This window comes from Synechococcus sp. Tobar12-5m-g, assembly GCF_024345415.1.
GTDB lineage: Bacteria > Cyanobacteriota > Cyanobacteriia > PCC-6307 > Cyanobiaceae > Regnicoccus.
In genome coordinates this window covers 52,789-69,640 of record NZ_JAGQBB010000007.1, presented here as the reverse complement: position 1 = coordinate 69,640, position 16,852 = coordinate 52,789, and the positions used below count along the sequence as shown (strand labels likewise).

Genomic DNA, 16,852 nt, shown 5'->3' with positions numbered 1-16,852 from the left:
GGCAGAATCAATCGATCACCTTATCTCAGCCCCCTCTCCGGGCCGTTTCGAACAGCTCGAGGGCCTCGGCTGATCCTTCGAAGCGCCAATGCCAGGGTTCGTAGCTGACCCCCTGGCGGTTGCCCTTCGGAAACGAAAGCCTGAAGTGGTGGCGGTTGGCATTGCGCTCCAGCCAGGTGAACGCGGGGGTGTCCTCGAAGGCTTGCTTCAGGTTCGTGCCGGGGCGGCTGCCGTCGCCGAGGTCGAGGGCCAATCCCGTGCTGTGCTCCGAAAAGCCAGGCGGGGCGCTCACCTTGGCCCGCTCGGCGGCGCTCTGGTTGCGCTCCGACTTGACATCGAAGAAGAGCTGCTTCTGCAGGGCGACGCTGCGGAAGCCGCTGAGGAAGCGCAGATCCACCCCGGCGGCCGCGGCCTCCCGCTGCATGGCCAGCAGCGGTTCGGCTGCATCCCTGTGAACCTGCAGGCCAGGGGCCACCGTGACCAGCTTGTCCGCATGCAGTTCCGGGTAGGGGAAGTGACCCAGCAGGCGGCCATCGGCGCCGCGCCGGGCGGCAAGGCCGGCGATGGGGTCGGGGCTCAGCAGATCTCTGACCCGGGGGAAAGCCAGGGTCAGGGCCGCCGCCAAGGCTGTCAGGGCGAGGGCGCCAAGGAGGATGCCGCGAAGCGGACGGCCTGGAGCCACGGGGAGGCGAGCCGTGCGGCGGGCCACCGGAATGTCGTTGGGGATGTCCTTCGGAGACACCCTGGAGCGCGAACGGGGCGTCACTCCTGGGGGCAAGCACCCTCGCAACAAGCTTCAAGACAATCGTAGGGGTGCGTTCCGCCGGGATCAACGCGGAGCCGATGAGCAGTGTTAGCTTCGCGCTCAAGAACGTTCCAGCGGAGCAGGTTTCAAGATGTTGCGAGTCGCAGTGGTGGGTGGCGGCCCGAGCGGATCCTGTGCTGCAGAAGTGCTGGCCAAGGCAGGGATTCAGACCTGGCTGTTCGAGCGAAAGCTCGATAACGCCAAGCCCTGCGGCGGGGCCATCCCACTCTGCATGGTCGATGAGTTCGACCTGCCCGCATCGATCATCGACCGGAAAGTTCGCAACATGAAGATGATTTCCCCTTCCAACCGGGAAGTGGACATTCATCTCGGGGACGAAAATGAGTACATTGGCATGTGCCGTCGTGAGGTGATGGATGGCTTCCTGCGCGACCGGGCAGCCGGCCTGGGCGCTCAACTGATCAACGGCCTGGTGCAGAGCATCGACACGGGGGTCAAGCGGCAGGGGCCCTACACCTTGCAATACGCCGACTACTCCGCCGGCGGTCCCACCGGTGAGATCCGTACCCTGGAGGTGGATCTGATCGTGGGCGCCGATGGCGCCAACAGCCGGGTGGCCAAGGCCATGGATGCCGGTGATTACAACGTGGCGATCGCCTTTCAGGAGCGCATCAGGCTGCCCAAGGAAGAGATGAGCTACTACGAGGATCTCGCCGAGATGTATGTGGGCACCGATGTGTCCCCCGATTTTTACGGCTGGGTGTTCCCCAAGTACGACCATGTGGCGGTGGGGACCGGCACGATGCAGCAGAACCAGAGCCTGATCAAAAGCCTTCAGAAGGGTATCCGGAGCCGGGCCAGTGCCCGGTTGCTCGATGGTGAAGTGATCAAGGTGGAGGCCCATCCGATTCCTGAGCATCCCCGCCCTCGCCGGGTGGTGGGCCGGATGGCCCTGGTGGGAGATGCGGCCGGCTATGTCACCAAGAGCTCTGGAGAAGGCATCTATTTCGCGGCCAAGAGTGGGCGGATGTGTGCCGAACAGATCGTGGCGGCCAGTGATGGAGGGCGCACCATCCCAACCGAGAAAGATCTCAAGGTGTACATCAAGAAGTGGGATCGCAAGTATGGCGCCACCTACAAGGTGCTGGAGATTCTTCAGAACATCTTCTATCGCAACGATGCTGCCCGCGAGGCCTTCGTTGAGATGTGCGATGACAAGGATGTGCAGCGCCTCACCTTTGACAGCTACCTGTACAAAAGGGTGGTGATGATGAATCCCTGGCAGCAGATCAAGCTCACCCTGCTCACGTTCGCTTCGATCTTGCGCGGCCAAGCCCTGGCCCCCCAGAGTTATCAACCGGTCGCCAGTGCCGTGCGCAGCCCCGAGGAGATGGAGGCCCGTCGGCTGGCCAGGCTCCATCCCACCGTGGCGGAACCAGTGGTCAGCGCTGATTCGGAACCTGCGGCTGAATCCAAGCCGGCAGCAGCTTCCGTGGCCTTGGATGGCGGGGCCAGGCAGCCTGCCCTGGCCAGCAAATCCTGAGGTCGCTCAGCCTTCCAGTCGGCTGAAATCTGCCAGCACCAACGACTGGTTGCGCAGCACCCCCAACAGGTTCAGGCGGTTTGTGCGGATGGCTGGATCCTCGGCCATCACCAGCACACTGCTGGCGCCGTCGAAGAAGGCCGCCAGGGCTGCGGCCCCACCGGCCAGGCTGGCGGCCAGGTCGCGGTAGCGGCCGGGTTCGCTGCTCGCGGCGATCGGCTCGAGGGCAGCGAGCACGGCGAGCATGCCGTGCTCGCTGCTGGAGCTGAACAGAGCCGGCTCCACCACCCCCATGGGCCCCAGGACGGTTCTGGCCAGGCTTCCCTTCTCGGCCAGCCGGGCGGCCCGCTGCACCACCGCCTGCAGTGGCGCCAGGGCGCCACGGGTCCGCAGGTCGGCGAGCAGCTCCACCCTGCTGCGGGCATCGGCCAGATCGGCCAGCAAGCGTTGCGCTGCCATGGTGCTCCCGGCCACTGCCTGGACCAGGTCGGTGTCGAAGCCCTGCTCCTCCAACAGGCTGACCAGGCGAAGCCGCAGAACGTCGGTCAGCTCCGTGGCCAGGGCCCGCGGTTCGATGGGGAGATTGGGGAGCTGCTGCTCCCAGTGGTCGGCAGCCTGCTCCAGCACGGTGGTGAGCTTGAGGGACCAGCCTCGCTCCAGGAGGATCTGAACCAGGCCATTGCCGGCCCGTCGCAGGGCGTAGGGGTCGGAGGAGCCACTGGGTCGCTCCCCCTTGCCATAGATGCTCAGCAGCAACTCCAGCCGCTCGGCCAGGGCCACGACGGCGCCGGCCTCGGAGCTTGGCAGGGCATCGCCTGCTCCCCGCGGCAGGTAGTGCTCCAACACGGCCAGGGCCACGGGCCGGCCCTCCCCCTCCGCCAGGGCGTACTTGGCGCCCATCACCCCCTGCAGTTCGGGGAACTCGCCCACCATCTGGCTGACCAGATCGTTCTTGCAGAGATGGGCGGCCCGCAGGGCCGCCGTTGCCGTGGTTTCGGGCAAGGGCAGGTGGCTCAGGAGCAGGCCGGTGAGCCACTCCAGCCGATCGGTCCGGTCCCGCAGGCTGCCCAGCCCTTCGGCGAAGGTGATGCTTCCAAGCTGTCGCCGCCGCTGCTGGCTGGGGGTGGCCCGATCCGCCGCCAGGAAGAACTCCGCATCGGCGAGCCGGGCCCTGAGCACCCGTTCATTCCCCCGGCGGACCGTGTCGATCGCTTCGGGCCGTCCGTTGCCGATGCAAAGGAACAGGGGCAGCATCGTGGTCGCCGCCCCGAGCGCCAGGGGATCGGCGGTGGCCTCGGCCCGCAGCAGGGGAACGTAGCGCTGATGGGTCCGCATCACCGTGCTGAGCACTTCCGGCGGCAAGGCCAGAAAGCGCTCCTCCACCCGCCCCTGGATCAGGGAGGGCGCCTCCACCAGGTCGACCAGTTCCTCAAAGAGCTCGGCGGGCAGCTCGGGCCGGGCCCCCGCTGCCGTGGCGGCCCGCTCGACCTGCTCCCGGATCCAGCCGGCGCGCTCCTGGCGCTCCGCCCAAACCCCCGCCCCCTTGAGGCTCTCGGCGTAGGCCGCCGCCGTCCGGATCGACACGGCGGTGGTGTCCAGCCGGTGGCCGCGGCTGAGCCGGCCGCTGCGCAGCGGCGGGTCGCATCCGGGCAGCTCAACCGGGATGACCCGGTCATCAAGCAGGGCCACCAGCCAGCGCACCGGCCGGCTGAAGCGCTGCTCCCCCTCCCCCCAGCGCATGAAGCGCCTGCCCTGCAGGGCGTTCAGCCAGCCGGGGATCTCGGCGGCCAGAACCGCGGCGGTGGGCAGTCCTGCCTGGCGGGTCCTGGCGAAGACGAACGGACCCTTCGCGGTCTGGCGGATCTCCAGCGCGCTGGCTTCGACGCCGCAGCGTCGGGCGAAGCCGAGGGCGGACGGGGTGGGGGTGTCACCCGCGAAGGCCTGGCCTGCCGGGGGGCCCTTGCGATCCTCTTGCAGGTCGTCCTGCCGCTGGGCCAACGCTTCGACCGTGACCGCCAGCCGCCGTGGTGTGCCGAAGCCGTGCACCTGCCCATGGTGGAGCCGCTGGGCGCTGAGCGAGCCACGCACCGCCTTCTCCAGCTGGGGCAGGGCCAGACGCACAAACTCTGCCGGCAGTTCCTCGGTGCCAATCTCCAGCAGGAATGTGGCCACGGTCGCCTCTGAGCAGGCTCCGACTGTATTGAATGCCTGTGGAGCGCACCCTGCTTCGCTACCTTCGGACGATGCTGGCGCCGCCTTTGTGATTCCGTCCCCGCCGCCTCCGAGCAAGTTCGAGCAACTCAAGGCGCGGAGCGACCACCTCAAGGAGCCGCTGGCCACGGAACTCGAGAACGACAAGCCCTTCTTCACCGATGGCGCTGTCCAGATCCTCAAGTTCCACGGCAGCTACCAGCAGGACAACCGCGATCACCGCCAGAAGGGCCACGAGAAGGATTGGCAAATGATGCTGCGTCTGCGCAGCCCCGCTGGCCTGATCCCGGTCCCCCTCTACCTGGCCATGGATGATCTGGCCGACCGGCTTGGCAACGGCACCCTGCGGGTCACGACCCGCCAGGCCTTCCAGATGCACGGCATCGCCAAGGCCGATCTCAGGGAGGTGATCGGCACGATCGTGCGCGCCATGGGCTCCACCCTGGCCGCCTGCGGAGACATCAACCGCAACGTGATGGCTCCGGCGGCGCCCTTCGAGAAGGGGGGTTACCCGGCGGCCCGCCGTCTGGCCGACCAGATCGCCGACCTGCTGGCTCCCCAGGCGGGTGAAGGGTCCTATCTCGACTTGTGGGTCGATGGCGACCACAGCTACCGGTTCCGTCCGGCGCCTGCGGTGAAGCAGGCCCGGTCGCGGCAGCAGCAGGGGGCGCTGTTCAGCGGCGATGCCACCGAGCCCCTCTATGGCGGCACCTATCTGCCGCGCAAGTTCAAGGTGGCGGTCACCGTGCCCGGCGACAATTCGGTCGACCTGCTCACCCAGGACATCGGCCTGGTGGTCTTCACCGATCCCGGCGGCCGGCTGCGGGGCTGCAATGTCTACGTGGGGGGCGGCATGGGCCGCACCCACAACAAGGAGGACACCTTCGCCCGCACGGCCGATCCGCTCGGCTTCGTGGCCGCCGAGCACATCCTCGATCTGGTGCAGGCGATCGCGGCCCTGCAGCGCGACCACGGCGATCGGGAGCTGCGGCGCCACGCCCGCATGAAGTACCTGATCCACGCCCGGGGGATCGCCTGGTTCAAGGCGGAACTGGCCCGTTACTTCCCCCAACCGATCAAGCCGCTGCAGTCGGAGCCGAAGACGGTCCTCAGCGACTATCTCGGCTGGCACCGCCAGAGCAGCGGCCTCTGGTTCGTTGGGCTTCCCTTGCTCTGCGGGCGGCTGGAGGGGGCCGTGAAGCAGGGGCTGCGGCGGTTGGTCGAGACCTACCAGCTCGATGTGCGCCTCACCCCCAACCAGGACCTGCTGCTCTGCAACATCGGCACCAGCCAGCGCACGACCCTGCGCCACGCCCTGGGGGCCCTGGGCTTCGATGCTCCCGAGGCCCCCGCTCTGCTGGCCCGCCACGCCCTGGCCTGCCCAGCCCTGCCCACCTGCGGCCTGGCGATCACCGAAGCGGAGCGCATCCTGCCGGCCGTGCTCGATCGCCTCGATGGCCTGCTTCGGCGTTTGGAGATCGACCAGGCGGTGCTCGTGCGCATGACCGGCTGCCCCAATGGCTGTGCCCGGCCCTACATGGCCGAGATCGGCCTGGTGGGCAGCGGGGTGGATCAGTATCAGCTCTGGTTGGGGGGAACCCCCAACCTCACCCGTCTGGCCACTCCCTACCTGGAGCGCATGCCCCTGGACGCCTTGGAGGACACGCTGGAGCCCCTTCTTCAGGGCTGGAAGTCGGCGGGCAAGGGCGGCAGCAGGCCCCCCAGCTTCGGGGACTTCGTCGCTCAGCTGGGCCCCGAGGCCGTGCAAGCCCTGCTGCCGGTCACCTGATGGTGAGGCTCCCTTCGCCCTGGCAAAACTCCTTCCGCAAGGCTCTTGTGCTGGCACTGATCGCCCTTGCCGTTGTCTGGATGGGCGCCCTCCTGCCAGGCGATCGCCTGATCGGTGGGGCGGCCCTGGTGCCGACTGCTGTGGCCCAGGGGCGTCCCGTGCCGCCGCCGCCGGCGGCTCCCGTCCAGATCTACCGCCCCGATCTGGCCACCTGCCAACCGCAGAATCTTGTGGTGGCTCAACGCCGCCACCTGGAGCAGTTCGCCACCCAGCCCCCGGAGGTTCTGGCCCGGCTGCGGCAACTCCAACTGGAACTGGGCGAGGCCACCCTCAGGAGCTGCGCGGCCCAGAACCTGATCAGCCGCGAGGAGGCAGAGCGGATCTGGCGAGACCTTCAGACGATGCCCCTGCCTCAGGCGCCGTCGGCTGGAGCCAGCCAACGGCCGTAGAACGCCCTGGCCAGCCCGGATCGCCAGGCCCAGAGCTGGTCGCCGTGGCTGAAGTGCCACCACTCGTTGGGGTGCTGGCAGAAGCCTGCCGCTTCCATGGCCGTGAGCAGGATCCGCCGGCGGCGGTGCCAGGTGGCGGCGGCGCTGGCGGCCTCCAGGGCAGCGCTGGCATAATGATCCGGTTCGGAAACCGGATCGATCGCGTCGATCTCCCCGCCCATCGCCAAGGCGGCGCCGCTGGCGTCCGCCAGGCTGAGATCCACTGCCGCGCCAGTGCTGTGGGGCGGCGGCATGGACGGATCCAGGCTGGGTGGTGCCCAAAACCGCTCCACCTCCCGCTGGATGGCGTCCCGCTGCGCACTGGCAGCCATGGCGCCCACCCCCCGGGCGGCGCATTCGCTGGCGAGGGCGTGATCCACCATGAAGGCCTGCACGGCCACTGGCCGCCAGCCATCGAAGATCGCCAGCCGCCAGGTCGGCTCGAGCCTTTGCAGTTCGGCCTGGGCGATCAGCAAGCGCTCCACCACGCCCTTGCGCAGCCGGAAGGGGGAACCACCGGCGCCATAGGGCGCTCCGAGTTCCGCATAGGGGTGGGGTAAGAGGCGATGCAGCGCCGGCGGCAGCTCGATCAGCGCTTCGCCGTTGTCGTCGATCGGGATCGCGTTCCAGGGTCGGGGCACGGAAGGAGGGGACGGGCCGGCTGGGCGGCGGGGTTCAATTCAAACGGGCCGCATCGCTCTGGCGCTGTTCGCTGAGGGCCTGCTCCAGGCCCGGGTGCCGCTGCAGGTCGGGATCGACCGCCAGGATCGCCGCCGCCTCCCTGCGGGCCAGCTCCAGCACCTCACCGTCGTCGGTGAGGCTGGCCAGGGCCAGATCCGGCAGGCCCGACTGGCGCGTGCCCAGCACCTGCCCCGGACCCCGAAGCCGCAGATCCATCTCGGCGATCTCGAAGCCATCCGATGAACGCACCAGCAGCTCCAGCCGTTGCCGGGCCTGGGGATTGCGGCTGTCGTTGATCAGCAGACAGTGGGAGGCCGCGACGCCGCGACCCACCCGGCCACGCAGCTGGTGCAGCTGGGCCAGGCCGAACCGATCGGCGTGCTCGATCACCATCACGCTGGCTTCGGGAACATCCACCCCCACTTCCACCACCGTGGTGGACACCAGCACATCGGTGTGGCCTGCTGCAAAGGCGGTGATCGCGGCCTGCTTCTGAGAGCTGTCCAGTCGGCCATGCAGCAACCCCACCCGCAGATCGGCGAACACCTCAGCGCTGAGCTGGGCATGCACCTCCACCGCCGAGCGAAGATCCAGCGTCTCCGACTCCTCCACCAGGGGCAGCACCACGTAGGCCCTCTGGCCGAGGGCCACCTGCTGGCGGATCAGGCCATAGGCCTCCTGGCGCTGACTGCCCCGCAGCAGCTGGGTGAGGATCGGGGTGCGGCCGGGGGGCAGTTCGTCGATCTGGCTCACCTCCAGATCGCCGTGCACCGAGAGGGCGAGGGTCCGCGGTATCGGGGTGGCGGTCATGGTCAGCAGGTGCGGTTGCAGCCCCTTGCCCAGCAGGCGGTTGCGCTGCCGCACCCCGAAGCGGTGCTGTTCATCCACCACCACCAGCCCGAGTCGGGCGAACTGCACGGGGTCTTCGAGCAGGGCATGGGTCCCCACCAGCAGCTGCGACTGGCCGTTGGCCAGGTCCTGCAGGAGTTCCAGGCGGCGGGGGCGGGGGGTGGAGCCGGTCAGCAGGTCGGCGCGGACGTGCAGCTGCGGCAGCCATTCGCCCAGCTTGCGGGCGTGCTGCTGGGCCAGCACTTCGGTGGGAGCCATCAAGGCCCCCTGGCAACCGGCCTCGATCGCCGTGAGCAGGGCGGCGATCGCTACCACGGTTTTGCCGCTGCCCACATCGCCCTGCATCAGTCGACCCATCGGCCGCTCCCGGGCCAGGTCGGCGTGGATCTCGGCCAGCACCCGCCGTTGGGCGGCCGTGAGCGAAAAGGGCAGCAGCTCCAGGAAGGCGGCCACCAGAGAGGCCTGCCCGGTCGGCAGCACCAGGGGCGGCGAGGGACGGCTGAGCAGGTGCCGCCGCCGCTGCAGCAGGCTCAGCTGCAGCAGCAGGAACTCGTCGAACACCAGCCGGTGCCGGCTGGCCCGGAGCTGCTCCTGATCGGCCGGAGCATGGATTCCCCGCAGGGCCGTCGCCCGATCAACCAGGTTCAACCGCTGCCGCAGGGGGGCCGGCAGGGGATCGCCCCAGCCCCCGGCGGCGGGCAGCACGGCCTGGACCACCTGGCGCAGCCGCTCGGCGGTGAGGCCTTCGGTGAGCCCGTAGACCGGCAGCAGGCGGCCGATCTGCTCGGATCGCACCGGCGCGTTCGGACCCTCGAGCACCTCGATCAGGGGGTCCTGCAGGCTGGGTCCGTAGGGGGTCTGGCGGACCAGGCCGCTGGCGGCCAGGGTGCAACCGATCGGGTACTGCCGTTCCTGGGCCCGCAACCAACCCGGCGCACTGAAGCGTTTGCCGTTGAAGAATTTGCTCAGCCGCAACCGACCGGTGATGTCCTGCACCTGCAACTCCAGGATCGAGAGGTTGGGGTTGCGGGGGCTGGTGAAGGCGTGGCTGCGCCGCACCGTGGCCACGACCGTGGCGGTGTCGCCCGGGACCAGGGCGTGGATCCGCACCAGGTGGGCGTAGTCGAGATAGTCGCGGGGGTAATGGCGCAGCAGATCCCGGGCCAGCAGCAGCCCCAGGGCAGCCAGCCGGCTGGCCGTCTTCGGGCCGATGCCAGGCACCTCGGCCAGGGGGGTGTCAGGCCCGATCGGGGTCGTCCCCCTGGGCGTGGCCAGGCGGCCGCCGGGAGGGAGCTCTGCCAGGCGCAGGCGCGGCGGGGCGAAGGGGGCGGTGGGCTCAAGCTTGCGGCGCAGCCCATGCAGGTGCTCCCGGCAACGGCGCACCAGATTCTGGCGACGGGCCAGGCTCAGTTCGCCGTAGCGACCGAACTCCTCAGCCAGGGCCATCAGCCCGGCCGTCGGTTCACGGCAACTGCGCCCCAGAAAGGAGCTGAACCGCTCGCGCCTGCCTTCCAGGTCCGGGAAGCCGCGGTCGGCCTCCAGTTGCAGCGCCCTCTGAAGGGTGGCGATCCAGTCGGCTCCAGCCTGGTCGGAGCGGCTCAGGGGGGAGCCGGCAGGTTGGTTTGGCTGTCCTGCAACCACTGCTGTTCCGCTTCGAGGGCCTGGGCTCGCCGTTGCCAGTGGCGGTACTGCCGGGCCATTTTGCGCACATCCTGCCGCCTGCTCTCCAGCCGCCGCCGGCAGGTGCGCAGGCGGGCTTGATCGAACTCCAGATCACTGCTGCGCAGCAGCAACCCGACCGCCTCGAGTTGGCCGGCCATTCCATCGGGAGTGAAAGGCAGGGACAGGCGCAACAGGTTGGCAGGGGCCGGCATCGCCTCGATCTCACCGTCCAGGACGGCATCCAGCAGGTTGATCGGCAGCAGGCTGCGGGTCAGACCAAGCCGCAGCAAGTCGAGATTGATGGCATGGGACAGGTTGCGGAGTCGGCGCTGCAGGGCCCGATCCAGAAGCTCCCACCACCGCAATAGCGCGATCGGTTGCTGGGGCAACAGGAAAGGAGCGTCCCCGTCCTCAGGGTTGCCTGGACGCTCCTCCTCTTCAGGGTCGGCCTTGGCGGCGTCGCGGCCGAACTGGGCACTGGCCATGGCGAAGAGTTGCTGCAGGCCACCGCTGGAGCGGAGCGCGTCGAAGCGGTCTGAGCCCAGGGTATCGGCGTCAGCGGGGTTCTCGTCTTCCTCTATAGCGTCCACATCCGCGTCCTCGTCAACGTCGGCTTCGCTGGCAAAGGCTTGGCTCTCCTGGTCTGGTTCGTCGTCTGCTTTGACGCTCGCTTCAGCGGTGACGGAGCCACTCAGGGTGCCCAGGCCCACCAGCCCAGGCAGGCCTGAGGCAAACAGGTCAGCGGAGAGGGGCAGATCGAGGCCGAGCCGCACCGAACCTGGTGGGAGGGGGCCATCGCTGGCCGGATCGTTGGACCCATCCTCTTCGCTGGAGTCGGCCAGGGCGGCCATCAACCGCTGATGCTCCCGCCGGTGCAGGCGCTTCTGCTCCGAGCGGACCTGCCGGCCCAGCACGACCAACTGCTCCAGGGTGAGCAGGCCGCCACAGCGCTGCACCAACTCCCGGAGCCGCCGCTGCAGTTCCTGACGGGGACCCTCCGCCAGGGCGCCGTAGCGCTCCGGCACCAGTTGGGTGGCCACATGAAAGGCGGCCTGGTGAACCGCCATCGGCAACCCTTCGCGCAGCACCTGGAGATAGAGCGCGAACTCCCGATAGAGGACGGCGTTGCTCTCCTCAAGGCGCAGCCGCAGCCGTTCCAGTTGCCCGTGGGCCTCGCTCAGTGCCGTGGCTCTGGAGTCCAAGGCCCTGGGGATGGAGAAGGGGTGTGGGCGTCGATCAAGGGGCCTGGATGCCCATTGAGGCCACTTCGGCGGCGAAATCGGTGTGTTCGACTTCGATGCCTTCACCAAGGGTGTAGCGGGTGTAGCGCCGCACCTGGATGTTCTCGCCGATCTTGCCGGCCACCTGCTTGACCAGCTCGGCCACGGTGATCGAACTGTCCTTGATGAACGGCTGCTCGAGCAGCGCCAGCTCCTTGAGGCGCTTGCCGATGCGCCCCTCCACGATCTTCTCCTTCATCTTGTCGGGTTTGCCGGCCAGGTCATCGCGGCCCATTTCGATGGCCTTTTCCCGCTCTACGACCTCCTCGGGAATCTGATCGGTGCTCACATACTCCACGTTGGGGCAGGCGGCGATCTGCATCGCCACGTTGCGCAGGAGCTCCTGGAACAGGTCGCCGCGGGCGACGAAATCGGTTTCGCAGTTCAACTCCAGCAGCACACCCACCCGGGCGCCCGTATGGATGTAGCTGCCGATCGATCCTTCCGCCGCCGTGCGTCCAGCCTTCTTCTCGGCGGTGGCGATGCCCTTCTGGCGCAACCACTCCGCCGCCTTGGTCATGTCGCCATCGGATTCCGACAGCGCCTTCTTGCAGTTCATCATTCCGGCGCCGGTTTTCTCGCGCAGTTCCTTGACGAGGGTTGCTGAAATCGCAGCCATGGGGAGAAGGGATGGGGAGTGAACGATGGTGGGGGGAAAAGAGATGGGGCTGGCCCCATGGCCAGCCCGGAAGCTCAGGACTCGTCGTCGTCGCCGGCGGACCGCTGATCCTGGCCGCCTTGGCGCCCCTCATTGATCGCGTCGGCCAGACGCCCCAGCACCAGCTGGACGGAGCGCACGGCGTCGTCGTTGCAGGGGATCGGCACGTCGGTGAGATCGGGATCGCAGTTGGTGTCCAGCATCGACACCAGGGGGATGTCGAGTTTGCGGCACTCGAGCACGGCGTTGGTTTCCCGCCGCTGGTCGACCAGCACCACCACATCGGGCAGGCGGCGCATGTTCTTCAACCCGCCCAGATACTTCTGCAGACGATCGAGTTCGCGGCGCAGCACGGCGGCCTCCTTCTTGGGCCGCATCGCAATCGCTCCAGAGGACTCCATCCGCTCGAGATCCTTGAGCCGGTCGATGCGGGCGCGCATCGTGCTCCAGTTGGTGAGCATGCCGCCCAGCCAGCGCTGGTTCACGTAGGAGGCGCCGCAGCGGGTCGCCTCGATGGCGATCACTTCGGAGGCCTGCTTCTTGGTGCCGACGAACAGGAAGCGCTTGCCGGAACGGGCCGCACTGCGGGTCCACTTGTAAGCGTTGTTCATGCAGATTGCGGTCTGCACGAGATCGATGATGTGAACACCGTTGCGCGCGCAATAGATGTAGCGCGACATCTTGGGGTTCCAGCGGCGGGTTTGGTGCCCGAAGTGGGCACCCGCCTCCATCATTTCGGAGAGGGTAACGACAGCCATGGTTGAGAGGGGTTTCGGGTTCGCCTCCACCTGCCAGGGATCAGGGCGGAGTGGCACCAAAGGGAGCCACCGGATTCGCCTGAGCACCCGAAACGGACAGGTGTGCGGTGTTGTGGGGACCTCTCAAGTTACCAAAGCGCCTGCTAGGCCAATCCCTCCGCCCTCGCCTCCCGGTACAGGGCACGCACCCCGATCCTGTTGAGCGGCAGCCGGAGCAGTTCCATGGCCAGGGCGGGATGGCCGCGGCGCAGCAGCCAGGCCAACAGGGGCCTCAGGCTGCGCTCATTGATCAGGCCCCCGAGGGTGAGGAACTCCCAGAGCAGGCGGTGCAGCCAGGTGAATTGAATGATGAAGCGCACCCGCCGGGTCGGGTGCTTGCGGTAGAACACCAACCCCATGCGGGCCCGCTCCTGCTCGATCCGCACCAGGTCGGGAACCTGCTCCAGGCTGAGGGCAGGATGCCAGTGGTAGCCAGGGGCCTCCGGGCAGCGCACCAGCTCCACCCCCAGGCGGCGCAGGCGCTCGCCCAGTTCCAGGTCTTCCCAGCCGTAAAGGCGGAAGCCTGTGTCGAACAGGCCGGCGCGCTCCAGCAGGGCACGATCGATCGCCACATTGCCGGTGGCGAAGTAGGCCCAGGAATGGTCGCTGAGCTTGTGGGGCTCGCTGGTGGGATCGGCGAAATTACTGGTGTTGATCACCGCGCCGTAGGTGAAGCAGAGCCTGTTGCCCCGCTCGCGCCAGTGGCGCTCCAGGGCCCGGGCATGGGCGCTCAGGAAGCCGCTGGTCACCACCAGATCGCTGTCGATGAAGACGATCACGTCACCGCGGGCCTGGTCGACGCCCCGATTGCGGCCGGCCGCCGGTCCGCCATGGTCCTGCTCGATCAGGCGTACATGGGGAAAGCGGGCGGCGTCCGCCCGCAGCCACTCGGCCGTGCCATCGGTGGAGCCGTCATCCACCACCACCACCTCATAGGCGTCGATCGGAGCAGCCAGCTGTTGCTGCTCCAGGGCCCTCAGGCACTTCTCGAGGATGGGCCGGCGATTATAGGTGGGGATGACGACGCTGGGGAACATGCGCCTGGTGATCAGTCGGCCGCGCCACCGTTGTTGGCCGTGCCGGTCACGCCATTGCCAGCCCCTTCACCGCGGCCGTCGTTGCGGAGCTTGCGCTTCTTGAACTTCCGGGCGTAGGAGCGATTGCGCTCCTGCTTTTCTTTCTTGAGGTTCCTGCGTTTCGACATGGAGGAGCGCTGACCTTGGGCAGAAGGAAGATCCTACTCCTGGCATCTCCTCCCCTCAGGAGGTGGCGAGCAAAGGGGGGGCGACGCGAAGGCGGCCATCCTCCATCTCCACCAGCCGGTCGGCCACGTCCAGGATGCGGGGATCGTGGGTGACCATCAGCACGGCGCAGCTCTGCTCGCGGGCCAGCCGCTTGAGCAGGTCCACCACCTCGCGGCCACTGCGGCTGTCGAGGGCGGCGGTGGGTTCATCGGCGAGCAGCAGCTTCGGGTGGGCGGCCAGGGCGCGGGCGATCGCCACCCGCTGCTTCTGGCCACCGGAGAGATCGTGGGGCAGTTTTCCCAGGTGGTCGCCCAGGCCGACCGCCCGCAGCCACTCGCGGGCCTGGTCCCGCCGCGCCCGGTAGCTCAGGCCGGGCAGCAGATCCGAGCCCATCTGCACGTTTTGCTCGGCCGTCAGGCAGCGCAACAGGTTATGGCCCTGGAAGATCATGCCGATGTGGCGCCGTAGCTGCTGGCGCCGCCGCCGGCTGGAGCCCTCCAGCGCTTTCCCCATCACCGTGACCCGCCCCTGCTGAACCTGGCGCAGTCCGCCCACCAGGGTGAGCAGGGTGGTCTTGCCGCAGCCGGACGGCCCAGTCAGCAACACCACCTCGCCGGGGTGGATGCGCAGGTCGACCCTTTGCAGAACCTGGCGGCGCATCTCCCCCTCGCCGTACCAATGGCAGAGCTCCTGAAGGTCCACCATCGGCGCGACGGCACCTGGCGGGGAGCTGGCCCCGTTGCCGTTGCCGTCTCCCTGCTCAGTTCCGTTGCCGTTGGAGGGGAGGGCAGCCATGGGTGTGGAAGGGATGGGGCGGCGAGCGGTCAGAAAATCTCGGCTGGATCGGCATCGGCCAGGCGCCGCATCGCCATCGCGGCCGAACCCATGCACATCACCAGGATCATGCTGAACACCACCAGGGCCCGGGTGCTGTTCATCTCCACCGGCAGCTTGGTGGCCGAGCGCACCAGGGCATACAGACCCTGGCCCACCCCATAGGCGGGCAGGTACCCCAGCATGGCCAGCAGCAGACCTTCCCGGCCCACCACCCCCAGCAAGGCGGTGAGCGGGTAGCCCATCGCCATCAAGGTGGCGTACTCCGGCAGGTGATCACTCACGTCGGAGTAGAGAATCTGGTACACAATCACGCAGCCCACCACAAAACCCATGCCGGCCCCCAGGGTGAAGATGAAGCCGATGGCTGTGCTGCTGCGCCAGTAGTCCTTCTCGGATTCCTCGAATTCCTTCTTGGTGAACACGGTCACGTCCTTCGGCAGCTGGTTGCGCAGGCGCTGCTGCACCACGGCCGGATCGGCGCCGGGGCTGAGCCGGATCAGCCCCAGCTCGATGCTGCCCGCCGGGGTGTCAGGCAGCAGGCGCAGGAAGGTTTCGCGGCTGGTGATCAGGTTGCCGTCGGCACCGAAGGAGGGGCCGAGGCCCACGAGCCCGGCCACCCGCACCCGCTTGCCGCCCACCTCGCTCTCCACTGTGCGGCCCTCACGGAACCACGTGGCCACCGGGCCGAACTCGTCGCGGGAAAGCTCGTCGAAGAGCACCCGGTCCCGCTGGGTGAGCAACTGGGCCTTGGCCTTCAGGCTGGGATCGAGGAACAGGGGATCGTTGGGCTCGAAGCCGATCGCCAGGATCGAGCGGGTGCTTTTGTTCTGGGGGTTCCGCCAGAGCAGGAAGTTCCAGTTCACCGGCGTGATCCCTTTCACCTCCGGATCGCCCAGGGCCTGAACGAGGCGCCGCCGCGGAAAGCCCGACATGCTGATCGAGCTGATCGTCCGCGGACTGATCAGCACCAGGTCGGCGTCGAAGAGCTTGTGGATGGTCACGCTGGCGTCGAACAGCCCGTCGCGGAAGCCCAGCTGCATGAACATCAGGATTCCGGCGAAGCTGATCCCCGCCAGGGCCACCGCCAGGCGCACGGGCTGGCGGGTGAGCAGCAACCAGGCGAGAGGTATCTTCCGGGACCTCCAGAGCAGGCCCACAGCGGGCAGCTCACTCACGGCTGGAAGCGGGTGATGGTTTTCATGCCCACCAGGTTGCGCACCCGGCGGGCATCGGCGGGGTCGAGTTCGAGGCGCACTTCCACCACCCGGGCGTCGGCGTCGCCGGTGGGGTCGGTGGAGAGCACCTGCCGCTGGCGCACCTGGGGGCTGATCCGGATCACCCGGGCCTGGAGGGTGCCGCTGAAGCCGCCGTTCTCACTGGTGATGGTGGCCGTCTGGCCCGGGCGCAGCCGGTTGATGTCGCTTTCATAGACCTCCGCGACGGCCTCCATCCGGTCACTGGCTCCGATCTCGAGGATGCCGTCGTCGCCTGGTCGCTCCCCTACCCTGGCCTGCAGACGAAGCACGGTGCCTGTGATCGGCGAGCGCAGTTCGGTGTTTACCAGATCCGTGTCGGTTTTAAGCAACAGGTTTTGCGCCTCCAGCAGGCTGCCCTTCAGCTCGATCAGTTTGAGTTCGCGGGCCTCCAGATCGGCGGCCGCAGTGGCGCCTGCCCTGGCCAACTGTCGGTAGCGGTTGATCTCCCGCTCCAGCACCGTCACCTGGCTGGTCAGGTTGGCGATGCGGCTGCGCAGAAGCTTCCGCTCGGCCTGCAGGGTGGGGCCGTTGTCGAAGCGGGCCAGCAGTTGCCCCTTCTCGACCCGATCGCCCTCCTCGACCAGCAGGTCTGACAACCGCGGGCTGCCACCGAAATCGGTCATCGGGGCGGCCAGTTTGCGGACATCACCGGCCGGCTCGAGCCGGCCAAGGGCGGAGACCGCTTCAACGACAGCTGCTGGGCGGGTGCGGGCAGCCGGCGCCGGCCCTGCGCTGCGCTGCCTGGCTTGCCAGATCACGACACCGCTGCCCACCAGCAGCAATGCCGCCGC

At 68.1% G+C, this 16,852-nt stretch carries 15 protein-coding genes; 3 read left to right on the top strand and 12 right to left on the bottom strand.

The window, feature by feature from the left end; all coding sequences use genetic code 11:
• Positions 1–25 precede the first annotated feature (25 nt).
• Positions 26–766: a D-alanyl-D-alanine carboxypeptidase family protein gene (locus KBY66_RS06230; protein WP_255088389.1), complete on the bottom strand. Its 741-nt coding sequence runs from the start codon at positions 764–766 to the stop codon at positions 26–28.
• Positions 767–896: 130 nt separating this feature from the next.
• Here KBY66_RS06230 and chlP point away from each other — a divergent pair, with 130 nt between their 5' ends.
• Complete coding sequence (gene chlP / locus KBY66_RS06225; RefSeq protein WP_255088387.1) at positions 897–2,309, top strand: geranylgeranyl reductase; 1,413 nt, start codon at positions 897–899, stop codon at positions 2,307–2,309.
• Positions 2,310–2,315: 6 nt separating this feature from the next.
• Here the strand turns inward: chlP and glyS are convergent, their stop codons facing one another.
• On the bottom strand, positions 2,316–4,481 hold the full coding sequence (gene glyS, locus KBY66_RS06220) for a glycine--tRNA ligase subunit beta (protein WP_255088386.1): 2,166 nt from the start codon (positions 4,479–4,481) through the stop codon (positions 2,316–2,318).
• An 88-nt stretch (positions 4,482–4,569) separates the two neighbouring features.
• Between glyS and sir the strand changes: the two genes are divergently transcribed.
• Positions 4,570–6,309, top strand: coding sequence for a sulfite reductase, ferredoxin dependent (gene sir, locus KBY66_RS06215; protein WP_255088384.1), 1,740 nt, complete (start codon positions 4,570–4,572; stop codon positions 6,307–6,309).
• Positions 6,309–6,758 (top strand): hypothetical protein, encoded by a 450-nt coding sequence (locus tag KBY66_RS06210; RefSeq protein WP_255088383.1) that lies wholly within the window; start codon positions 6,309–6,311, stop codon positions 6,756–6,758. Before sir ends, KBY66_RS06210 begins: the two co-directional genes overlap by 1 nt.
• On the opposite strand, the gene KBY66_RS06205 is transcribed toward KBY66_RS06210, so the two are convergent.
• From KBY66_RS06205 to KBY66_RS06160, 10 genes are all read right to left on the bottom strand, one after another.
• Positions 6,722–7,438, bottom strand: coding sequence for a M15 family metallopeptidase (locus KBY66_RS06205; protein ID WP_255088382.1), 717 nt, complete (start codon positions 7,436–7,438; stop codon positions 6,722–6,724). The two genes, KBY66_RS06210 and KBY66_RS06205, sit on opposite strands and share 37 nt — an antisense overlap.
• A 34-nt stretch (positions 7,439–7,472) precedes the next feature.
• On the bottom strand, positions 7,473–9,968 hold the full coding sequence (recG, locus tag KBY66_RS06200; RefSeq protein WP_399224946.1) for an ATP-dependent DNA helicase RecG: 2,496 nt from the start codon (positions 9,966–9,968) through the stop codon (positions 7,473–7,475).
• Positions 9,926–11,191 (bottom strand): hypothetical protein, encoded by a 1,266-nt coding sequence (locus KBY66_RS06195; protein WP_255088381.1) that lies wholly within the window; start codon positions 11,189–11,191, stop codon positions 9,926–9,928. The genes recG and KBY66_RS06195 overlap by 43 nt, the downstream gene beginning before the upstream one ends.
• 34 nt (positions 11,192–11,225) lie before the next feature.
• Positions 11,226–11,888, bottom strand: coding sequence for a translation elongation factor Ts (gene tsf, locus KBY66_RS06190; RefSeq protein WP_255088380.1), 663 nt, complete (start codon positions 11,886–11,888; stop codon positions 11,226–11,228).
• Between the two features lie 74 nt (positions 11,889–11,962).
• Positions 11,963–12,685, bottom strand: a complete 723-nt coding sequence (gene rpsB, locus KBY66_RS06185; protein WP_255088379.1) for a 30S ribosomal protein S2 — start codon at positions 12,683–12,685, stop codon at positions 11,963–11,965.
• A 143-nt stretch (positions 12,686–12,828) separates the two neighbouring features.
• Entirely contained in the window at positions 12,829–13,761 is a 933-nt protein-coding gene (locus KBY66_RS06180; RefSeq protein ID WP_255088377.1) for a glycosyltransferase family 2 protein, read from the bottom strand.
• Positions 13,762–13,772: 11 nt separating this feature from the next.
• Complete coding sequence (locus tag KBY66_RS06175; protein ID WP_120352787.1) at positions 13,773–13,928, bottom strand: hypothetical protein; 156 nt, start codon at positions 13,926–13,928, stop codon at positions 13,773–13,775.
• Between the two features lie 55 nt (positions 13,929–13,983).
• A complete protein-coding gene (locus KBY66_RS06170) occupies positions 13,984–14,673 on the bottom strand; it encodes a DevA family ABC transporter ATP-binding protein (protein WP_255088451.1) in 690 nt (229 codons plus the stop codon).
• Positions 14,674–14,792: 119 nt separating this feature from the next.
• On the bottom strand, positions 14,793–15,980 hold the full coding sequence (devC, locus tag KBY66_RS06165) for an ABC transporter permease DevC (RefSeq protein WP_399224949.1): 1,188 nt from the start codon (positions 15,978–15,980) through the stop codon (positions 14,793–14,795).
• Positions 15,977–16,834 (bottom strand): HlyD family efflux transporter periplasmic adaptor subunit, encoded by an 858-nt coding sequence (locus tag KBY66_RS06160; protein WP_255088376.1) that lies wholly within the window; start codon positions 16,832–16,834, stop codon positions 15,977–15,979. The genes devC and KBY66_RS06160 overlap by 4 nt, the downstream gene beginning before the upstream one ends.
• Between the last annotated feature and the right edge of the window lie 18 nt (positions 16,835–16,852).